This window comes from Cupriavidus taiwanensis (assembly GCF_900250075.1).
GTDB lineage: Bacteria > Pseudomonadota > Gammaproteobacteria > Burkholderiales > Burkholderiaceae > Cupriavidus > Cupriavidus taiwanensis_C.
In genome coordinates, this window is record NZ_LT977070.1 from 1541450 (window position 1) to 1559283 (window position 17834).

Sequence of the window (17834 nt, forward strand, 5' to 3'; positions counted from 1 at the left end):
AAGTGCGGCACGAAGGCGATGCCGCGGCGGCCAGCCGTGCGGTGTTCATGCACGACGTGCGTGCGCACGTGCATGCGCGCCGGCCGGCCGGGCCGCGGGTCCGACTCGCGCACCGCCTTCCGGTAAGATATGGGGCGCGACGGCATTGCGCCAGCAGCGGCGTTCGCGCTGCCTGCCGTGTGGAACCGGCAGACTCCTCTCACCACTCACTTCGTTTCATGCAGCCCCTCAACATCTACAACACGCTCGCGCGTGAGAAGCAGCCATTCGTGCCAATCGAACCCGGCAAGGTCCGCATGTATGTGTGCGGCATGACCGTGTACGACTATTGTCACGTCGGCCACGCGCGCGTGATGGTGGTGTTTGACATGGTGCACCGGTGGCTGCGCGCCGCCGGCTACGAGGTGACGTATGTGCAGAACATCACCGATATCGACGACAAGATCATCCGCCGCGCGGTCGAGAACGGCGAGACCATCGGCGAGCTGACCACGCGCTTCATCCAGTACATGCACGAGGATGCCGCCGCGCTGGGCGTGATCCGTCCCGACTACGAGCCGCGCGCCACCGACTACGTGCCGCAGATGCTCGACATGATCGGCAAGCTCGAGGCGAAGGGCCTGGCCTACCAGGCCAGCGACGGCGACGTGAATTACTCGGTGCGCAAGTTCGACGGCTACGGCAAGCTGTCCGGCAAGTCGCTGGAAGACCTGCGCGCCGGCGAGCGTGTCAGCGCCAACGATGCCAAGCAGGACCCGCTCGACTTCGTGCTGTGGAAATCCGCCAAGGCCAGCGAGCCGCCCGAGAGCAAGTGGGATTCGAAGTGGGGCGCCGGCCGCCCGGGCTGGCACATTGAATGCTCTGCGATGAGCTGCGCGCTGCTGGGCGAGCATTTCGACATCCATGGCGGCGGGGCCGACCTGCAGTTCCCGCACCACGAGAACGAGATCGCGCAGTCCGAAGGCGCCAGCGGCAAGCCCTTCGTCAACCTGTGGATGCACAACGGCTTCGTGCGCATCAACGACGAGAAAATGTCCAAGTCGCTTGGCAATTTTTTCACCATCCGCGAGGTGCTGAAGGCGTACGACGCCGAGGTCGTGCGCTTCTTCATCCTGCGCGCGCACTACCGCAGCCCGCTGAACTACAGCGACGCGCACCTGGACGATGCGCGCCACGCGCTGACGCGCCTGTACACGGCGCTCAAGGACAGCCAGCCGGGCGGCTGCGCGGTGGACTGGGACGAGCCGCACGCGAAGCGCTTTGCCGAGGCCATGGGCGACGACTTCAACACGCCGATCGCGATGTCGGTGCTGTTCGACCTGGCCAGCGAGATCAACCGCACCGGCTCCACCGCGGCCGCGCGCCAGCTCAAGGGGCTGGCCGGCACGCTGGGGCTGCTCGAGCGCGATCCGCACACCTTCCTGCAGGGCGGCAAGTCCGCCGACGGCCCGTCGCCGGACGAGATCGAAACGCTGATCGCGGCGCGCAAGGCCGCCAAGGCCGAGCGCAACTTCGCCGAGGCGGACCGCATCCGCGCCCAGCTGCTGGAAGCGGGCATCGTGCTGGAAGACAAGCCGGGCGGTGCCACCGAGTGGAGGCGTGCTTGAACGCTGCCGCGCGCAAGCCCGCTACTGCCACGCCGCCCGCCACCGCGGGCCGGGCGAAGCCGGCCGGGCCGCGCCCGGGCAAGGCCGGCGCCAGGGAGGCGCCGCTGCCGGATGGCAAGGACACCAGCAAGGACGCCACGCGCGCCGCGGCAAAGGCCGCGCGCAGCGCCAAGGCCGTGCTGCCGGAAGCCCAGGCGGTGCCGCTGCCGGTCGAGACCGTCGACGATGCCGTGCGCCCTGCATACTGGGACGAGGCCTGCGCGGACCTGATGAAGCGCGACCGCATCCTGCGCAAGATGATTCCGACCTACGGCCCGGCGCACCTGGTCTCGCGCGGCGACCCGTTCGTCACGCTGGCGCGCGCGGTGGTGGGCCAGCAGATCTCGGTGAAGGCGGCGCAGTCGGTGTGGGAACGGCTGCATGCGGTGTGCCCGCGGCTGGCGCCGGCGCAGTTCCTGCGCGCCGGCACCGAGAAGCTGGCGGGCTGCGGCGTGTCCAAGCGCAAGGCGGAATACCTGATCGACCTGGCCGGGCACTTCAAGGGCGGCACGGTGCATGTCGCGCAGTGGGCGCAGATGGACGACGAGGCCGTCATCGCCGAGTTGACTCAGATCCGCGGCATCGGCCGCTGGACCGCCGAGATGTTCCTGATGTTCAACCTGATGCGGCCCAATGTGCTGCCGCTCGACGACGTCGGCTTGATCAACGCCATCTCCGCCAACTATTTCAGCGGCGAGCCGGTGACCCGCAGCGAGGCGCGCGAGGTGGCGGCCAACTGGGAACCGTGGCGCACCGTGGCCACATGGTATATGTGGCGCAGCCTCGACCCCTTGCCAGTGACGTATTAGGCATTGCCACAATAAAAATTAACTCCAGGTGCATTGCAGGCTATCCGGCAGGCGCTAAGATAGCGGCCAATTTCCGGTAGAATGCGCCCCTTCACAGACAGGTACGTGTGATTTTATGAAAACCACCTTCCTGGATTTTGAGCAGCCCATTGCCGAACTCGAGGCAAAGATCGAAGAACTGCGCTTCGTGCAGGACGATTCGGCTGTCGATATTTCCGAAGAGATTTCGCGGCTGGCCGGCAAGAGCCAGCAGCTAACCAAGGACATCTATGCCAACCTGACCCCGTGGCAGGTTGCGCAAATCGCCCGCCACCCCCAGCGCCCCTATACGCTGGACTACGTGCGCGAGATCTTTACCGATTTCCACGAACTGCACGGCGACCGCACCTTCGCCGACGACCTGTCGATCATCGGCGGCCTGGCGCGCTTCAATGGCCAGTCGTGCATGGTGATCGGGCACCAGAAGGGCCGCGACACGAAAGAGCGCGCCATGCGCAATTTCGGCATGCCCAAGCCCGAGGGCTACCGCAAGGCCAAGCGCCTGATGGAGCTGGCCGACAAGTTCGGGCTGCCGATCTTCACCTTCGTCGACACCCCGGGCGCATTCCCCGGCATCGACGCCGAAGAGCGCGGCCAGTCCGAGGCCATCGGCCATAACCTGTACGTGATGGCAGGCCTGAAGGTGCCGCTGATCGCCACCATCATCGGCGAGGGCGGTTCGGGCGGCGCGCTGGCGATTGCCGTGGGTGACGTGGTGCAGATGCTGCAGTTCGCCACCTACGCGGTGATCTCGCCGGAAGGCTGCGCCTCGATCCTGTGGAAGACCGCCGAGAAGGCTCCTGAAGCCGCCGAGGCGCTGGGCCTGACCGCGCACCGCCTGAAGGCGCTGGGCCTGATCGACAAGATCGTGAGCGAGCCGCTGGGCGGCGCGCACCGCGACTACAAGGGCATGGCGGCGCTGCTCAAGCGCTCGCTGGCGGAGTCGCTGCGCCAGTTCCAGGGCATGAGCGTGAAGGAATTGCAGGCGCGCCGCTACGAGCGCCTGCTGGCCTATGGCAAGTTCAAGGAAACCGGCGCCCAGGACTGACCCGTCCGCCCGGCTGACCGACAAGGTCGCACAGGCCCTGCAGGCCGGTGCGGCCTTTGTTGTTTCTGGCGGTGCCACCGCGGCGCCGCCGACGGTCGCGGTGGCGCTGTCGGGCGGGCGCGACTCGGTCGCACTGCTGCATGCCGCGCGCGCTGCGGTGGCGCAGGCGGGCGATGGCGCGCGCGTGGTGGCGCTGCATGTCCATCACGGCCTGCAGGCCGAGGCCGACGACTGGGACCGCTTCTGCGCCGCGCTGTGCGCGCAGTGGCAGGTCGGCTATTTCGTGCGGCGCGTGTCGGTGCGGCCGGCGGCGGGCGAGGGCGTGGAAGCCGCCGCGCGCCGCGCGCGCTATGCCGCGCTGGCGGCGATGTGCGCCGACAGCGGCGCGCGCCTGCTGCTGTTTGCCCACCACCAGGACGACCAGGTCGAGACCGTGCTGCTGCGGCTGTTCCGCGGCGCCGGCGTGGCCGGCATGGCCGGAATGCCGGCAATGCGCCCGCTGGATCCGCGCAGCGGCGTGATGCTGCTGCGTCCGTGGCTGGACGTGCCGCGCGCCGGCATCGAGCAATACTGTGCCGCCAACGCGCTGCGGTGGATCGACGACCCGTCCAATGCCGACGGCCGCTATACGCGCAACGCCTTGCGCCAGCAACTGCCGGCGCTGCAGGCGGCGTTTCCGGCGCTGGCGGTCAACGTGGTGCAGGCCGCCGCGCATTTTGCCCAGGCCGGCGCGCTGATCGACCAGATGGCTGCCGCCACGCTGGCCACGCTGGTGCGGTCTGGCCGCGACGCCGACACGCTGTCTGAACTCGACCTGCCGGGCCTGCGCGCGTTGCCCGGCGCGCAGGCCGATGCGGTACTGCGCCTGTGGCTGCGCGACCTCGGCGTGCGCGCCCCGTCCACCGCACGGCTGGCGGCGATGCGCGAGCAACTGGTCGCGCACGCCGGCGGCGAGCCCGCCATCGCGCATGAGGGCCTGGTGCTGCGCCGTTTCCGTGAGCGCGTGCTGGCCTGCGTGCCGCCGCCGGCGATGGCGCCGGCACCGGTGACGCTGGACTGGCGCGGCGAAGCCCGCATCGTCGTGCCCGCCTGGCGCGGCGAACTCCATTTCTTCCGCGACGACACCTTCGGCGTGCCCGAAGCGGTGCTGCGCCAGCCCTTGCGCCTGGCCGCGCGGCGCGGCGGCGAGCGTATCGTGCTGCGCCCCGGCGGCCCCGCCCGGGCGCTGAAGCAGGCCTGCCAGGAGGCCGGCATCCCGGCCTGGCGCAGGGCCTGGCTGCCGCTGCTGTGGGCCGGCGACACGCTGGTGCTGGCCGCCGGGCTGGGCATGCATCGCCGCTGGCCCGAGGCTGCGCCGGCGCCGCGCTGGCGCGTGGCGTGGCATCCGCAGGCGCCGACGCTGGCAATGCCACCGCGCTGACCTTGCCGAACGGCGGTTCGATGGCGTTCGCCAGCCGTCGGCATCACATCCGGCCTGGCGCAGATAGTCCCCGTGCGCCTTGCCTGACCGGGCCGCTTCGTGTATTTTCAAGGGCTTTGCACAATCGCTGGCGTCGACAAGAAGATGGCTCTCATCGTTCACAAATACGGCGGCACTTCGATGGGTTCCACGGAACGCATCAAGAATGTCGCCAAGCGCGTTGCCAAGTGGCACCGCGCCGGTCACCGCGTAGTCGTGGTGCCTTCGGCCATGTCGGGCGAGACCAATCGCCTGCTGGGACTCGCCAAGGAAATTTCGCCCCAGCCCAATCCGCGTGAACTGGACATGCTCGCCTCCACCGGCGAACAGGCCAGCGTGGCGCTGCTGGCGATCGCCCTGCACGGCGAGGACATCGACGCCGTCAGCTACACCGGCTGGCAGGTTCCGGTGAAGACCGATTCGTCGTACACCAAGGCCCGCATCGAATCGATCGACGACGAGCGCATCCTGGCCGACCTCGACGCCGGCCGCGTGGTCGTGATCACCGGCTTCCAGGGCATCGACGACGACGGCAACATCACCACGCTCGGCCGCGGCGGCTCGGACACCTCGGCCGTGGCCATCGCCGCCGCGATCGAGGCCGACGAGTGCCTGATCTACACCGACGTCGACGGCGTCTACACCACCGATCCGCGCGTGGTCGAGGACGCCCGCCGCCTGGACCAGATCACCTTCGAGGAAATGCTGGAAATGGCCAGCCTGGGCTCCAAGGTGCTGCAGATCCGCTCGGTGGAGTTCGCCGGCAAGTACCGCGTCAAGACCCGCGTGCTGTCGTCGCTGACCGACCCGCTTATGCCGCTCGAGCAGGAAATGCACTCGGGCACGCTGATCACTTTTGAGGAAGAAGACTCCACCATGGAAGCCGCTGTCATCTCCGGCATCGCCTTTGCCCGCGACGAAGCCAAGATCACCGTCCTGGGCGTGCCCGACAAGCCCGGCATCGCCTACCAGATCCTGGGCCCGGTCGCCGACGCCAACATCGACGTCGACATGATCATCCAGAACCAGTCCGTCGACGGCAAGACCGACTTCACCTTCACCGTGCCGCGCGGCGAGTACCAGCGCGCGCTGGCCATCCTGAACGATGGCGTGAAGGCGCACATCGGCGCCGGCAGCGTGTCGGGCGACCCCAAGGTGTCGAAGGTGTCGGTGGTGGGCGTGGGCATGCGCTCGCACGTCGGCATCGCCAGCAAGATGTTCCGCACGCTGTCGGAAGAGGGCATCAACATCCAGATGATCTCCACCTCGGAAATCAAGATCTCGGTGCTGATCGACGAGAAGTACATGGAGCTGGCCGTGCGCGCGCTGCACAAGGCCTTCGAACTGGAACAGGCGTGATCCGTTCGTAAGCTTTTCTGGCGAGGCCGCAAAATTTGTGTTGAGTCATCGATTTTTCATTGACCAACCCCGGCGGCATCGCTAGAATACGCGCTTCGTTGTGTGGCTCCCTCACACAACGCAAGTTTGGGAGACGTGGCCGAGAGGTCGAAGGCACTCCCCTGCTAAGGGAGCATCCGGGCCAAAACCTGGATCGAGGGTTCGAATCCCTCCGTCTCCGCCAATGATAACCGTCCTTGGCGGCGGAACCCCGGAAGATCGCGGTCTTCCGGGGTTTTGTTTTTTTGGCGCCCCGCAGGGCGCATCCCACCCCATCGGCAATCCGTTCGCGTTGCCTTGCGCCGCTCCCCCGATGCGTGCGCCGATTCTCCTTTACTTCCTCTTTCCGGCGTGCTCCAGATTCATATTGAGCATCGGCTTTGCCGGTGCCAGAATTCCCTGCATGCGGAGGCGTGGCGCCGGCAGCTGGCCGGATCGCCTCACCGCGATGGCGGGACGGATCGGGATGCACATGGACCGGGAACTGCTGCACCAGGCGTCGGAGGGTTCGGTACTGTTCGCGGATGTCAGCGGCAGTACGCGGCTCTATGAGCGCGCGGGCAACGCCGCCGCCCTTGCCGCGGTCGGCCGTTGCATCGCTGCGATGAAATCCTGTTCCGAGGCCTCGCAAGGCCGGCTCATCAAGACCATCGGCGACGAGGTCATGGTGCTGTTCCCCTGCGCCGAGCAGGCGTTGCAGGCGGCATTGGACATACAGCGGGCGGTTGCCGAGCTGCCGCCCGTGGCCGGCTTCACCATGTCGTCGCACATCGGCTTCCATCATGGTCCGATCCTGTCCGATGCGTCCGGCGATGTCTTCGGCGATGCCGTGAACCTTGCCGCGCGGCTGTCCGGGCTCGCCGCGCGCGGCCAGATCATCACCAGCAAGGACGCGGTGGCGGACCTGCCCGCGCCGCTGCGCCAGATGACGCGCTACCTGTACCCGATCCACGTGCGCGGCAGGGCGCAGCCGGTCGAGTTGTACGAGGCGATCTGGCAGCAGGCCACCGACCTGACCCTGATCGCGGGATTCAAGGAGCCGCCGGCGCATGCCGCTTTCCTCACCTTGCGCTACCGGGACACCGTGGTCGAGATGAACGCGGTCTCGGCGCCGGTCACCATCGGGCGTGACGCCGGCATGACCATCGTGGTGTCGGACCGCCTGGCGTCGCGGTTCCAGGCCATGGCCGAGCCGCGCGCCGGCCGCTATGTACTGATCGACAGGAGCTCGAACGGCACCCACGTCAGCATGGACGGCGCCGAGCCATTCATTTTGCGCCGCGACGAGGTCACGCTGAGGGGGCACGGCTGGATCGGGTTTGGCCAGTGGACGGGGCCGAGCGCGGAGTGCATCGAATTCGCCCTGCAGGTGGACAAGACCAGCGCGGGGCGATAGCTGCAATTCGCATGAAAACGGCGTGGGAATTTCAGTTTTGAATTCCAGGCCGGCGTGGCGGCGCTGAAAATCCTTTTGTAAATCAACAAGAGCGTCGGTGGCTCGTTTCTTGCGCCCACCAGGATGCAGGCGCATGCTGGTTGCCGCCTGTGATCCGCCATTCCCCATCACCCGACTTTCCGTGGCCACCGCGCACGGAGGGCTATTTTCTTACCGCCATGGACTACCGCCCGATCCAATCCCTGCTGATTGCCAACCGCTCCGAGATCGCGATCCGCGTGATGCGCGCGGCCGCCGAGATGAATGTGCGCACGGTGGCGATCTATTCGAAGGAAGACCGCCTCGCGCTGCATCGCTTCAAGGCCGACGAGAGCTATCTGGTCGGCGAGGGCAAGAAGCCGCTGGCGGCTTATCTCGATATCGGCGACATCCTGCGCATTGCGCGCCAGGCCGGGGTCGACGCGATCCATCCGGGCTATGGCTTCCTGTCGGAGAACCCGGAGTTCGCGCAGGCCGTGATCGATGCCGGCATCCGCTGGATCGGCCCGTTGCCGGAGGTGATGCGCAAGCTCGGCAACAAGGTCGCGGCGCGCAACGCGGCGATCGCCGCGGGCGTGCCGGTAATGCCGGCAACCGATCCCTTGCCGCATGACCTGGAGGCGTGCAAGCGCCTGGCCGCCGACATCGGCTATCCGCTGATGCTGAAGGCGAGCTGGGGCGGCGGCGGGCGCGGCATGCGCGTGCTCGAAAGCGAGCAGGACCTGGAGGGCGCGCTCGCCGCGGCGCGGCGCGAGGCGCTGGCGGCATTCGGCAACGACGAGGTCTATGTCGAGAAGCTGGTGCGCAATGCGCGCCACGTCGAAGTGCAGGTGCTGGGCGACACGCATGGCAACCTGGTGCACCTGTACGAGCGCGACTGCACCGTGCAGCGGCGCAACCAGAAGGTGGTCGAGCGCGCGCCGGCGCCGTATCTCGACGCTGCCGGCCGCAGCGCGCTATGCGAGTCGGCGCTGCGGCTGATGCGCGCGGTCGGCTATACCCACGCCGGCACGGTCGAGTTTTTGATGGATGCCGACTCCGGCCAGTTCTACTTCATCGAAGTCAATCCACGAATCCAGGTCGAACACACCGTTACCGAGATGGTTACGGGCATCGATATCGTCAAGGCGCAGATCCGCATCACTGAGGGCGGCCATATCGGCATGACCGAGAACACCCGCGATGCCGAGGGCAGGATCGTGGTGCGCGCCGCGGGCGTGCCGGTCCAGCAGGACATCGCGCTGAACGGCCATGCGCTGCAGTGCCGGATCACCACCGAGGACCCGGAAAACGGTTTCCTGCCGGACTACGGCCGCCTCACCGCGTATCGCAGCGCCGCGGGCTTCGGCGTGCGGCTCGATGCGGGCACCGCCTATGGCGGCGCGGTGATCACGCCGTACTACGATTCGCTGCTGGTCAAGGTCACCACCTGGGCGCCGACCGCGCCGGAATCGATGCGGCGCATGGACCGCGCGCTGCGCGAGTTCCGCATCCGCGGCGTCGCGTCCAACCTGCAGTTCCTCGAGAACGTCATCAACCATCCCGCGTTCCGCTCGGGCGACGTCACCACGCGCTTTATCGACAAGACTCCGGAACTGCTGGCTTTTGCCAAACGCCAGGACCGCGCCACCAAGCTGCTGCGCTACCTGGGCGAAGTCTGTGTCAACGGACACCCGGAGCTGAGCGGGCGCGCGCTGCCGTCGCTGCCTCTGCCCGCGCCGGTGCTGCCGGCGATCGACACCAGCGCCGCGCTGCCGTACGGCACGCGCGACCGGCTGCGCGAGCTGGGCGCGGAGAAGTTCTCGCGCTGGATGCTGGAGCAGAAGCGGGTGCTGCTGACCGACACCACCATGCGCGATGCACACCAGTCGCTGTTCGCCACGCGCATGCGCAGCGCCGACATGCTGCCGATCGCGCCGTTCTATGCGCGCGAGCTGTCGCAGCTGTTCTCGCTGGAGTGCTGGGGCGGCGCCACCTTCGACGTGGCGCTGCGCTTCCTCAAGGAAGACCCGTGGCAGCGCCTGGAGCAGTTGCGTGAGCGCGTGCCCAACGTGCTGTTCCAGATGCTGCTGCGCGGCTCCAATGCGGTCGGCTACACCAACTATGCCGACAACGTGGTGCGCTTCTTCGTGCGCCAGGCGGCCAGCGCCGGCGTGGACGTGTTCCGCGTGTTCGATTCGCTCAACTGGGTGCGCAATATGCGCGTGGCGATCGATGCCGTCGGTGAAAGCGGCGCGCTGTGCGAGGGCGCGATCTGCTATACCGGCGACCTGTTCGACCCGAAGCGTTCCAAGTACGACCTGAAGTACTACGTCGGCATCGCGCGCGAGCTGCAGCAGGCCGGCGTGCATGTGCTGGGCATCAAGGACATGGCCGGGATCTGCCGGCCGCAGGCGGCCGCGGCGCTGGTCAGGGCGCTCAAGGAAGAGACCGGGTTGCCGGTGCACTTCCACACGCACGACACCAGCGGCATCTCGGCCGCGTCGGCGCTGGCCGCGATCGAGGCCGGCTGCGATGCGGTCGACGGCGCGCTCGACGCGATGAGCGGGCTGACCTCGCAGCCCAACCTGTCGAGCATCGCCGCGGCACTGGCCGGCAGCGAGCGCGATCCGGGCCTGAACCTGGAGCGCCTGCACGAGGCATCGATGTATTGGGAGGGGGTGCGCCGCTACTACGCGCCGTTCGAATCCGAGATCCGCGCCGGCACCGCCGACGTCTATCGCCACGAGATGCCGGGCGGGCAGTACACCAACCTGCGCGAGCAGGCGCGCTCGCTTGGCATCGAGCACCGCTGGACCGAGGTCTCGCGCGCCTACGCCGAGGTCAACCAGATGTTCGGCGATATCGTCAAGGTCACGCCGACCTCCAAGGTGGTTGGCGACCTGGCGCTGATGATGGTGGCCAACGACCTGAGCGCGGCGGACGTGTGCGACCCGGGCAAGGAGATCGCCTTCCCGGAATCGGTGGTGTCGCTGTTCCGGGGCGAGCTGGGATTCCCGCCCGACGGCTTCCCGGCGGCGCTGTCGCGCAAGGTGCTGCGCGGCGAGCCGCCGGCGCCGTACCGGCCCGGCGACCAGATCGCGCCGGTCGACCTCGACGCGGCCCGCGCCGCGGGCGCGGCGGCGTGCGAGCAGCCGCTCGACGACCGCCAGCTGGCCTCGTACCTGATGTATCCCAAGCAGGCCGCCGAGTACCACGCGCATGTGCGCCAGTACAGCGATACCTCGGTGGTGCCCACGCCGGCCTACCTGTACGGCCTGCAGCCGCAGGAAGAGGTGGCGATCGACATCGAGCCCGGCAAGACCCTGCTGGTGTCGCTGCAGGGCACCCATCCCGATGCCGACGAAGGCAAGATCAAGGTCCAGTTCGAGCTGAACGGGCAGTCGCGCACCACGCTGGTCGAACAGCGCAGCACCGCGCAGGCCGCGGCCGCGCGCCAGGGCCGGGCGGTGGCCGAGCCGGACAATCCGCTGCATGTTGCCGCGCCCATGCCGGGCTCGATCGTGACGGTGGCGGTGCAGCCCGGCCAGCGCGTGGCCGCGGGCACCACGCTGCTGGCGCTGGAGGCGATGAAGATGGAGACCCATATCGCCGCGGAGCGGGACTGCGAGATCGCGGCGGTGCATGTGAAGGCGGGCGATCGGGTGGCGGCGAAGGATTTGCTGGTGGAACTGAAGGACTGACGGCCGGCTGCGCCCGCCGCGCCTGTGCGGGCCATCCATGGAACCCCGGAAGACCTCGGTCCTGCCGGGGTTTTTTTTGTCTGGATGACGCTGCAGCCGGGCGGCCATGCCTCGCCTTCGTAGCGCGTCCCGCCACATTGTTCCGGCTTTGGAACACTGTGTTTGCCTGAAACGGGCTTCTGCAATCTCTAAGCGCTGCTATCGTGTCGAGCCGTGATCAAAACAAAGTGGTGGCGTGCCAGTCTCGCAGGCGCTGCCCGACATGGACGGATGTCAGTGAAGAAAAACACATTGTCAGGGGGGCTGCCGCGCGCGGCCGTGGTGTCATTGGCGGCTTGCCTGCTGGCGCTGCCGTCCGCCGCCGGCGCGGCGGCATTCTCGATGCAGGCGGGCTATGGGCGCGACAACCGGCACGGCGTGGAGAAATACGAAGTGTCGGCGCGCTGGGACGAGATCGTGCAGTGGCAGCTGTCGAACCGGCTGGCGCTGGCGCTGGACGGCGAGGTCAATGTTGCCAACTGGCGCGCGCTGTCGTCGCGGCCGTCGAGCCAGTTGATGGAGTTCGGGGTGTCGCCGATCTTCCGGCTCAGCTATGCGGGTGACCATGTTACGCCGTTCGTCGAGGCCTCGGTGGGCCTGCGCGTGCTGAGCCACACCGAAATCGCCGGCGGCCATCGCATGGGCTCGGCTTTTCAGTTTTCCGACATGATCGGCGTGGGCGTCGCCTTCGGCAAGGCACAGCGGCTGACGATCGGCTATCGGTTCCAGCATCTGTCCAACGGCGGCATCCAGGACCCCAATCCCGGCACCAACTTCAGCATGGGCTACGTGCGCTACCGCTTCTGACCGCCGGCGGCATCGTTCCAGCGGCAGGACGCTGCATCGCAATCCTGCCGCCTACCGCGCGCCGGCCGCGGCACCTATCATCGCTTCATGGATCATTGCCGGCCCGCGTGGCCGGCATTCTCGGAGATCGACATGAAGCGCATTCTGGGTGTCTACAGCGCACCGCGTCCGCACTGGGTCGGGGATGGTTTCCCGGTGCGCTCGATGTTCTCGTACACCAGCCACGGCAAGCAGCTGAGCCCGTTCCTGCTCTTGGACTACGCCGGCCCGGCCGATTTCACGCCGACGCAGCGTCCGCGCGGCGTGGGCCAGCATCCGCACCGCGGCTTCGAGACCGTGACCATCGTCTACAAGGGCGAGGTCGCGCACCGCGACTCGACCGGGCAGGGCGGGGTCATCGGTCCGGGCGACGTGCAATGGATGACGGCGGGCGCCGGCATCCTGCATGAAGAGTTCCACTCGCCCGCGTTTACCCAAAGCGGCGGCGCGCTGGAGATGGTGCAGCTGTGGGTCAACCTGCCAGCGCGCGACAAGATGGCCGCGCCGGGCTACCAGGCCATCGTCGACCGCGATATCCCGGCGGTGCCGATGCCGGACGGCGCCGGCACGGTACGCGTGATCGCCGGCGAGTACGAAGGCAAGCGCGGCCCGGCGCGCACCTTTACGCCGATGCATGTGTGGGACATGCGCCTGAACCAGGGCGCCAGCCCGCGCCTGGCGCTGCCCGAGGGCTGGCATACCGCGGTGGTGGTGCTGCGCGGCAAGGTCACGGTCAACGCCGAGGCCACCGTGCGCGATGCCGAGATGGTGGTGCTGGATGGCGCCGGCGATGCGGTCAGCATCGAGGCCGGCACCGATGCCATGGTGCTGCTGCTCAGCGGCGAGCCGATCGACGAGCCCATCGTCGGCCACGGCCCGTTCGTGATGAACACCGAGGCGGAGATCGCCGAGGCGTTCCGCGACTTCAGCAGCGGCCGCTTCGGCAGCATGGCCGCGGGGCGGCAGTAGAAATTCGCAGCAAGCGGGCTGTGGCAGGTGGCGGGCGCAATGCCCGCTACCGGCCACGCCGGCTCAGGCGAGCGTGAAGGTCGGCACCGGCGCGCCGCCGTCGCTGGGCGAGAATTTGACCTGCACCTTCTGGCCGATCCGCACCGTGTCGAGATCGCAGTCGACGATATGGGTCATCATGGTCACGCCTTCGTCCAGCTTGACGTAGGCGATGCAGAACGGGTTGGGGCCGGCGCGGCGCGTCACGCTGTAGGTGTAGATGGTGCCGCGGCCGCTGGCCGGCTTCCACGAGGTGGTGCCCATGCAGAACGGGCACAGCACGCGCGGATACCAGTGGGGCTTGCCGCAGTCGTCGCAGACCTTGACCAGCAGCTGGCCTTCGCGCGCGGCCTGCCAGAACGGCAGGTTGTCGGGCTGTTCGTCGGGCGCCTTGTAGACGGCGGGGATGTGGGGGGTCGTCATGTCAGTGCTCCCGCGCTTTATTCACGTTCGAGGATCAGGGTGGCGCTGCCGTGGCGCGAGCCCAGGTAGCCGCCGGTGCCCTGCGCCAGCGCGAGGTCGCAATTGGCGACCTGCACCGCGGGGTGGGCCTCGCCGCGCAGCTGGCGCACGGCCTCGATCACCTTGGTGATGCCGCCGCGGTTGGCCGGATGGTTGTTGCACAGGCCGCCGCCATCGGTATTGAACGGCAGCTTGCCGACGCCCGAGATCAGGTTGCCGTCGGCGACGAACCTGCCGCCTTCGCCCTTGTTGCAGAAGCCCAGGTCTTCCAGCTGCATCAGCACGGTGATGGTGAAGCTGTCGTAGATCGACGCGTACTTGATGTCGGCCGGCGTCACGCCGGCTTCGGCAAACGCAGTGGCGCCCGAGAAGCGCGCGCCCGACCAGGTCAGGTCGACTTCGCCGCCGAGCTGGCCCTTGATGTATTCGCCGGCGCCGCGGATCTTCACCCTGGGCCGCCGCAGCGTGGCGGCGATCTCCGGTCGCGCCACCACCAGTGCGCCGCCGCCGTCCGAGACCACGCAGCAGTCCAGCTTGTGCAGCGGATCCGAGATCATCGGCGAATTCAGCACGTCTTCGACCGTGACCACGTCGCGCAGCATGGCGTGGGGGTTGTGCTGCGCGTGGTGCGACGCCGCCACCTTGACCCAGGCCAGCTGCTCGGCGGTGGTGCCGTACTCGTGCATATGGCGCATCGCCGCCATCGCGTACAGGTTGACGGTGACCGGGCTGAACGGGCTTTCGAACGGCAGGTCGGGCAGGTTGGCGCCCCAGTTGCGCGCCTGCGTGCCGGTGGAGCCTTCCGAACGCGGGCGGCCCGCCAGCGTGATCAGCGCGACGTTGCACTTGCCGGCGGCGATCGCCTGCGCGGCGTGCGAGACATGGACCAGGTATGCCGAACCGCCGGTATCGGTGGAATCGACATGGCGCACCTTCAGGCCGAGGTAGTCGACCATGTTGACCGCGCCCAGCCCGGGCGCGTCGCCGGCGCAGAAATAGCCGTCGACGTCGGCCAGCGTCAGGCCGGCGTCCTGCAGCGCGCCCTTGGCGCTCTCGGCATGCAGTTGCGCCACGGTCTTGTCAGGTGCCTTGCGGGTCGGGTGCTCGTAGGCCCCGACGATGTAGGCCTTGCCGTTGATGCTCATCTGTTCTCCTTCGGTGCGTCAGGTGGTGCCAGCGGGGGCGGTGCGGGCGCAATGCTGGCACGGCGATCCCGAGAGTATTGCGTAGCTTGCCCGCTGCCTTGTATTCGGAAGTGCCGAAGGGTGTATTCGGTGCGGGCGGGGACGCGGCCATCCAAGCCTGGCGCGACGCACTTGGCGCGCGAACGATTGCGGCGACCGCTACAATCTGCGCTGGATATTTCTGAGTCTGAACCAAAAGGATCGATGACCTACATCGTTGAAGCGGTGGATGAGGCCCTGGGCCTGCTGATGCTGGTGGCCGAGCACCCATCGCTGGGCGTGACCGAACTGGCACGGCGCGCCGGACTGACCAAGGCGCGCGCGTTCCGCTTGCTGACCACGCTCGAGCACCGCGGCCTGATCGCGCGCGAGTCGCCGGCGGCGGTCTACAAGCTCAGCTACAACGCGCTGCTGGTCGGCAATGCCGCGCGCGAACAGTTCGACCTGGTCAAGCTGGTGGGCCCGCGGCTGGCGGCGATCGGCGCGGCCTGCGGCGAAAACGTGATCGTGCGCGTGCGCGACGGGCTCGAGTCGGTCTGCGTGGCGCGGCACGAGTCGACGCAATCGGTGCGCGTGCATACCGAGATCGGCAACCGGCGGCCGCTGCATGTGGGGGCGTCCGGCAAGCTGCTGCTGGCCTTCGCCGCCCCCGAAGTGGTGGAGGCGGTGCTGGCGCAACAGCTGGAGCGCTTCACCGCCAAGACCATCATCGAGCCGCAGGCGCTGCGCGAGGAACTGGCGGCGATCCGTGCCGCCGGCTATGCGGTCTCGGTGGGCGAGCGCGATGCCGACGCCGTCTCTGCCGCGGCGCCGCTGCGCGACCACAGCGGCGCCGCGGTGGCGTCGCTGAGCATTGCCAGCCCGGCTAGCCGCACCACGCAGCAGGCGCTGGACAGCCATGTGGCGATGGTGGTGGCGGAGGCCGCCAACCTGTCGCGGGCGCTTGGCTACGGGGGCGGCTGAACCCGGTACCGCGCGGCCACGTCCCGCGCACTTCCCGTCCCAAACGGCGCTTCGGCGCCGTTTTTTTTGGGCCCGATGCACGGCTCGGGGGTAAACCCTGCTTATCGGGACCCATGTCGATGTCTTATCCTTCGATACACGGTATCACTGAATGAAACAATGTATCGGGAAGCGAACCACCCCACCATGCCCAACCCAGCTGTTTCCTTGCGGTCGCGCCTTGCCGCCGCCGCACTGGCCGCCACGGCGCTGATCGCTGGCGCGAACACCGCGCGGGCCGCCGACCTGCGCATCGGCTACAAGGCCGAGATCAGCGCTGCCGATCCCCATGTGCTCGACGCCGCCGGACGCAACCTGTGGGGCCATGTCTACGAAACCCTGGTCGGGCTGGACAACGCGCTGCGCCCGGTGCCGCAGCTGGCCACTGGCTGGCGCCAGCTGGACGACCGCACCTGGGAGTTCCAGCTGCGCCCCGATGTGCGCTTCAGCAATGGCGAACCATTTACCGCCGACGATGCGCGCTACTCGATCGAGCGCGCGATGAAGCTGCCGGGCGCGCGCACCTTCCGCACCTACCTGAAGTCGGTGGCGGCGGTCGAGGTCACCGGGCCGCTGACGTTGCGCGTGCGCACGCGCTCGCCCAACCCGGTGCTGCCGCAGAACGTGGGCATGGTGGCGATGCTGCCGCGCTCGCTGGGTGCGGGCGTGCGCGAGGCAGATTTCGCCCACGGCAGCGCCGCCATCGGCACCGGCCCGTACCGGCTGGTAGCGTGGGAGCATGGCCAGCAGCTGACGCTGTCGCGCAATCCGGGCTACTGGGGCGGGCCGCAGCCGTGGCAGCGGGTGGTATTCCAGTTCATCCCGAAGGAGCCGGCGCGGGCCTCGGCGCTGCTGTCGGGGCTGGTGGACGTGATCGACGCCTCGTCGGCCAGCATTGCCGACGCCTTTGCGCGCACCAACGGCCGCATCCGCGTCGTCTCCGCCACCTCGTACATGCTGAATTACCTGCAACTGGACCAGGCCCGCGCAGTCTCGCCCTATGTGCAGGACCACGCGGGCCAGCCGCTGGCGGCCAACCCGTTGCGCGACGTGCGGGTGCGGCAGGCGATCAGCCTGGCGATCGACCGCGACCTGATCGCGGCGCGCGTGACCAAGGGCGATTCCGTGCCGGCCGGGCAGATGGTGCCGCAGGGCTTCTTCGGCTTCGCCCCGGCGGTGCCGGCGCCGCGCGCCGACGTGGAGCGGGCGCGCTGGCTGCTGGCGCAGGCCGGCTATCCGCAGGGCTTCCGCCTGACGCTGCATTGCCCCAACGACCGCTACCTGAACGACGCCAAGACCTGCGAGGCGGTCGGGCAGATGCTGACCCGCGCCGGCATCCGCACCGAGGTGCGCACGCTGCCGTATTCGGTCTATATCACCCGCGCCACCTCGGGCGGCGCCGGCGGCAAGCCGGAGTTCAGCGCCTTCCTGCTCGGCATCGGCGCGGTCAGCGGCGATTCGCTCGAGCCGCTGGTGGCGGTGGCGCATGCGCAGGACAAGGCCGCCGGCCTGGGCGCCAACAACCGCAGCGGCTATGCCAACGCCGCCGTCGACGAACTGATCGCGCAGGCCATGCGCACCATGGCGCCGGCGCCGCGCGAACTGGCGCAGCAGGGCGCGGCGGAGCGCCTGGCGGCCGACGCGGGCATTGTCCCGCTGCATCACCTGCGCGCCGCCTGGGCCTATCGCGACGGGCTTGTGGTGCAGCCGCGCAGCGACGGCTTCACCTATGCCGGCAATATCCGCCCGGCACCGCCGGCCGTGCCGCAACGCTGA

13 protein-coding genes and 1 tRNA gene are annotated in these 17834 nt (G+C 68.3%); 12 read left to right on the forward strand and 2 right to left on the reverse strand.

Annotated elements, in window-relative coordinates; translation table 11 throughout:
* Positions 1–218: 218 nt before the first annotated feature.
* From cysS to CBM2588_RS07220, 10 genes are all read left to right on the forward strand, one after another.
* The gene (cysS, locus tag CBM2588_RS07175) at positions 219–1607 is read left to right on the forward strand and encodes a cysteine--tRNA ligase (protein ID WP_115679949.1); all 1389 of its coding nucleotides are present in this window, start codon (positions 219–221) and stop codon (positions 1605–1607) included.
* Entirely contained in the window at positions 1604–2455 is an 852-nt protein-coding gene (locus tag CBM2588_RS07180) for a DNA-3-methyladenine glycosylase family protein (protein WP_115679950.1), read from the forward strand. Before cysS ends, CBM2588_RS07180 begins: the two co-directional genes overlap by 4 nt.
* Before the next feature lie 115 nt (positions 2456–2570).
* Positions 2571–3542, forward strand: a complete 972-nt coding sequence (locus tag CBM2588_RS07185) for an acetyl-CoA carboxylase carboxyltransferase subunit alpha (RefSeq protein ID WP_025582220.1) — start codon at positions 2571–2573, stop codon at positions 3540–3542.
* Positions 3508–4962: a tRNA lysidine(34) synthetase TilS gene (gene tilS / locus CBM2588_RS07190; protein WP_368666633.1), complete on the forward strand. Its 1455-nt coding sequence runs from the start codon at positions 3508–3510 to the stop codon at positions 4960–4962. Before CBM2588_RS07185 ends, tilS begins: the two co-directional genes overlap by 35 nt.
* 144 nt (positions 4963–5106) lie before the next feature.
* On the forward strand, positions 5107–6360 hold the full coding sequence (locus CBM2588_RS07195) for an aspartate kinase (protein WP_092313717.1): 1254 nt from the start codon (positions 5107–5109) through the stop codon (positions 6358–6360).
* 129 nt (positions 6361–6489) lie between these two features.
* Positions 6490–6583: transfer RNA gene (locus tag CBM2588_RS07200), tRNA-Ser, on the forward strand.
* Between the two features lie 282 nt (positions 6584–6865).
* Positions 6866–7795: an adenylate/guanylate cyclase domain-containing protein gene (locus CBM2588_RS07205; protein ID WP_115679952.1), complete on the forward strand. Its 930-nt coding sequence runs from the start codon at positions 6866–6868 to the stop codon at positions 7793–7795.
* A 218-nt stretch (positions 7796–8013) separates the two neighbouring features.
* Positions 8014–11517, forward strand: a complete 3504-nt coding sequence (locus tag CBM2588_RS07210) for a pyruvate carboxylase (protein ID WP_115679953.1) — start codon at positions 8014–8016, stop codon at positions 11515–11517.
* A gap of 270 nt (positions 11518–11787) precedes the next feature.
* Entirely contained in the window at positions 11788–12363 is a 576-nt protein-coding gene (locus CBM2588_RS07215) for an acyloxyacyl hydrolase (RefSeq protein ID WP_115679954.1), read from the forward strand.
* Between the two features lie 132 nt (positions 12364–12495).
* Positions 12496–13371, forward strand: coding sequence for a pirin family protein (locus CBM2588_RS07220; RefSeq protein ID WP_115679955.1), 876 nt, complete (start codon positions 12496–12498; stop codon positions 13369–13371).
* 63 nt (positions 13372–13434) lie between these two features.
* Here CBM2588_RS07220 and CBM2588_RS07225 read toward each other — a convergent pair whose 3' ends face one another.
* Both CBM2588_RS07225 and CBM2588_RS07230 read right to left on the reverse strand, forming a co-directional pair.
* Positions 13435–13833, reverse strand: a complete 399-nt coding sequence (locus CBM2588_RS07225) for a Zn-ribbon domain-containing OB-fold protein (RefSeq protein ID WP_012352500.1) — start codon at positions 13831–13833, stop codon at positions 13435–13437.
* A gap of 17 nt (positions 13834–13850) precedes the next feature.
* Positions 13851–15017: a thiolase domain-containing protein gene (locus CBM2588_RS07230; RefSeq protein WP_115679956.1), complete on the reverse strand. Its 1167-nt coding sequence runs from the start codon at positions 15015–15017 to the stop codon at positions 13851–13853.
* A 243-nt stretch (positions 15018–15260) separates the two neighbouring features.
* Between CBM2588_RS07230 and CBM2588_RS07235 the strand changes: the two genes are divergently transcribed.
* Together CBM2588_RS07235 and CBM2588_RS07240 are read left to right on the forward strand one after the other, a co-directional pair.
* Positions 15261–16019 (forward strand): IclR family transcriptional regulator, encoded by a 759-nt coding sequence (locus CBM2588_RS07235; protein ID WP_115679957.1) that lies wholly within the window; start codon positions 15261–15263, stop codon positions 16017–16019.
* A 186-nt stretch (positions 16020–16205) separates the two neighbouring features.
* Positions 16206–17834, forward strand: coding sequence for an ABC transporter substrate-binding protein (locus tag CBM2588_RS07240; RefSeq protein ID WP_115681432.1), 1629 nt, complete (start codon positions 16206–16208; stop codon positions 17832–17834).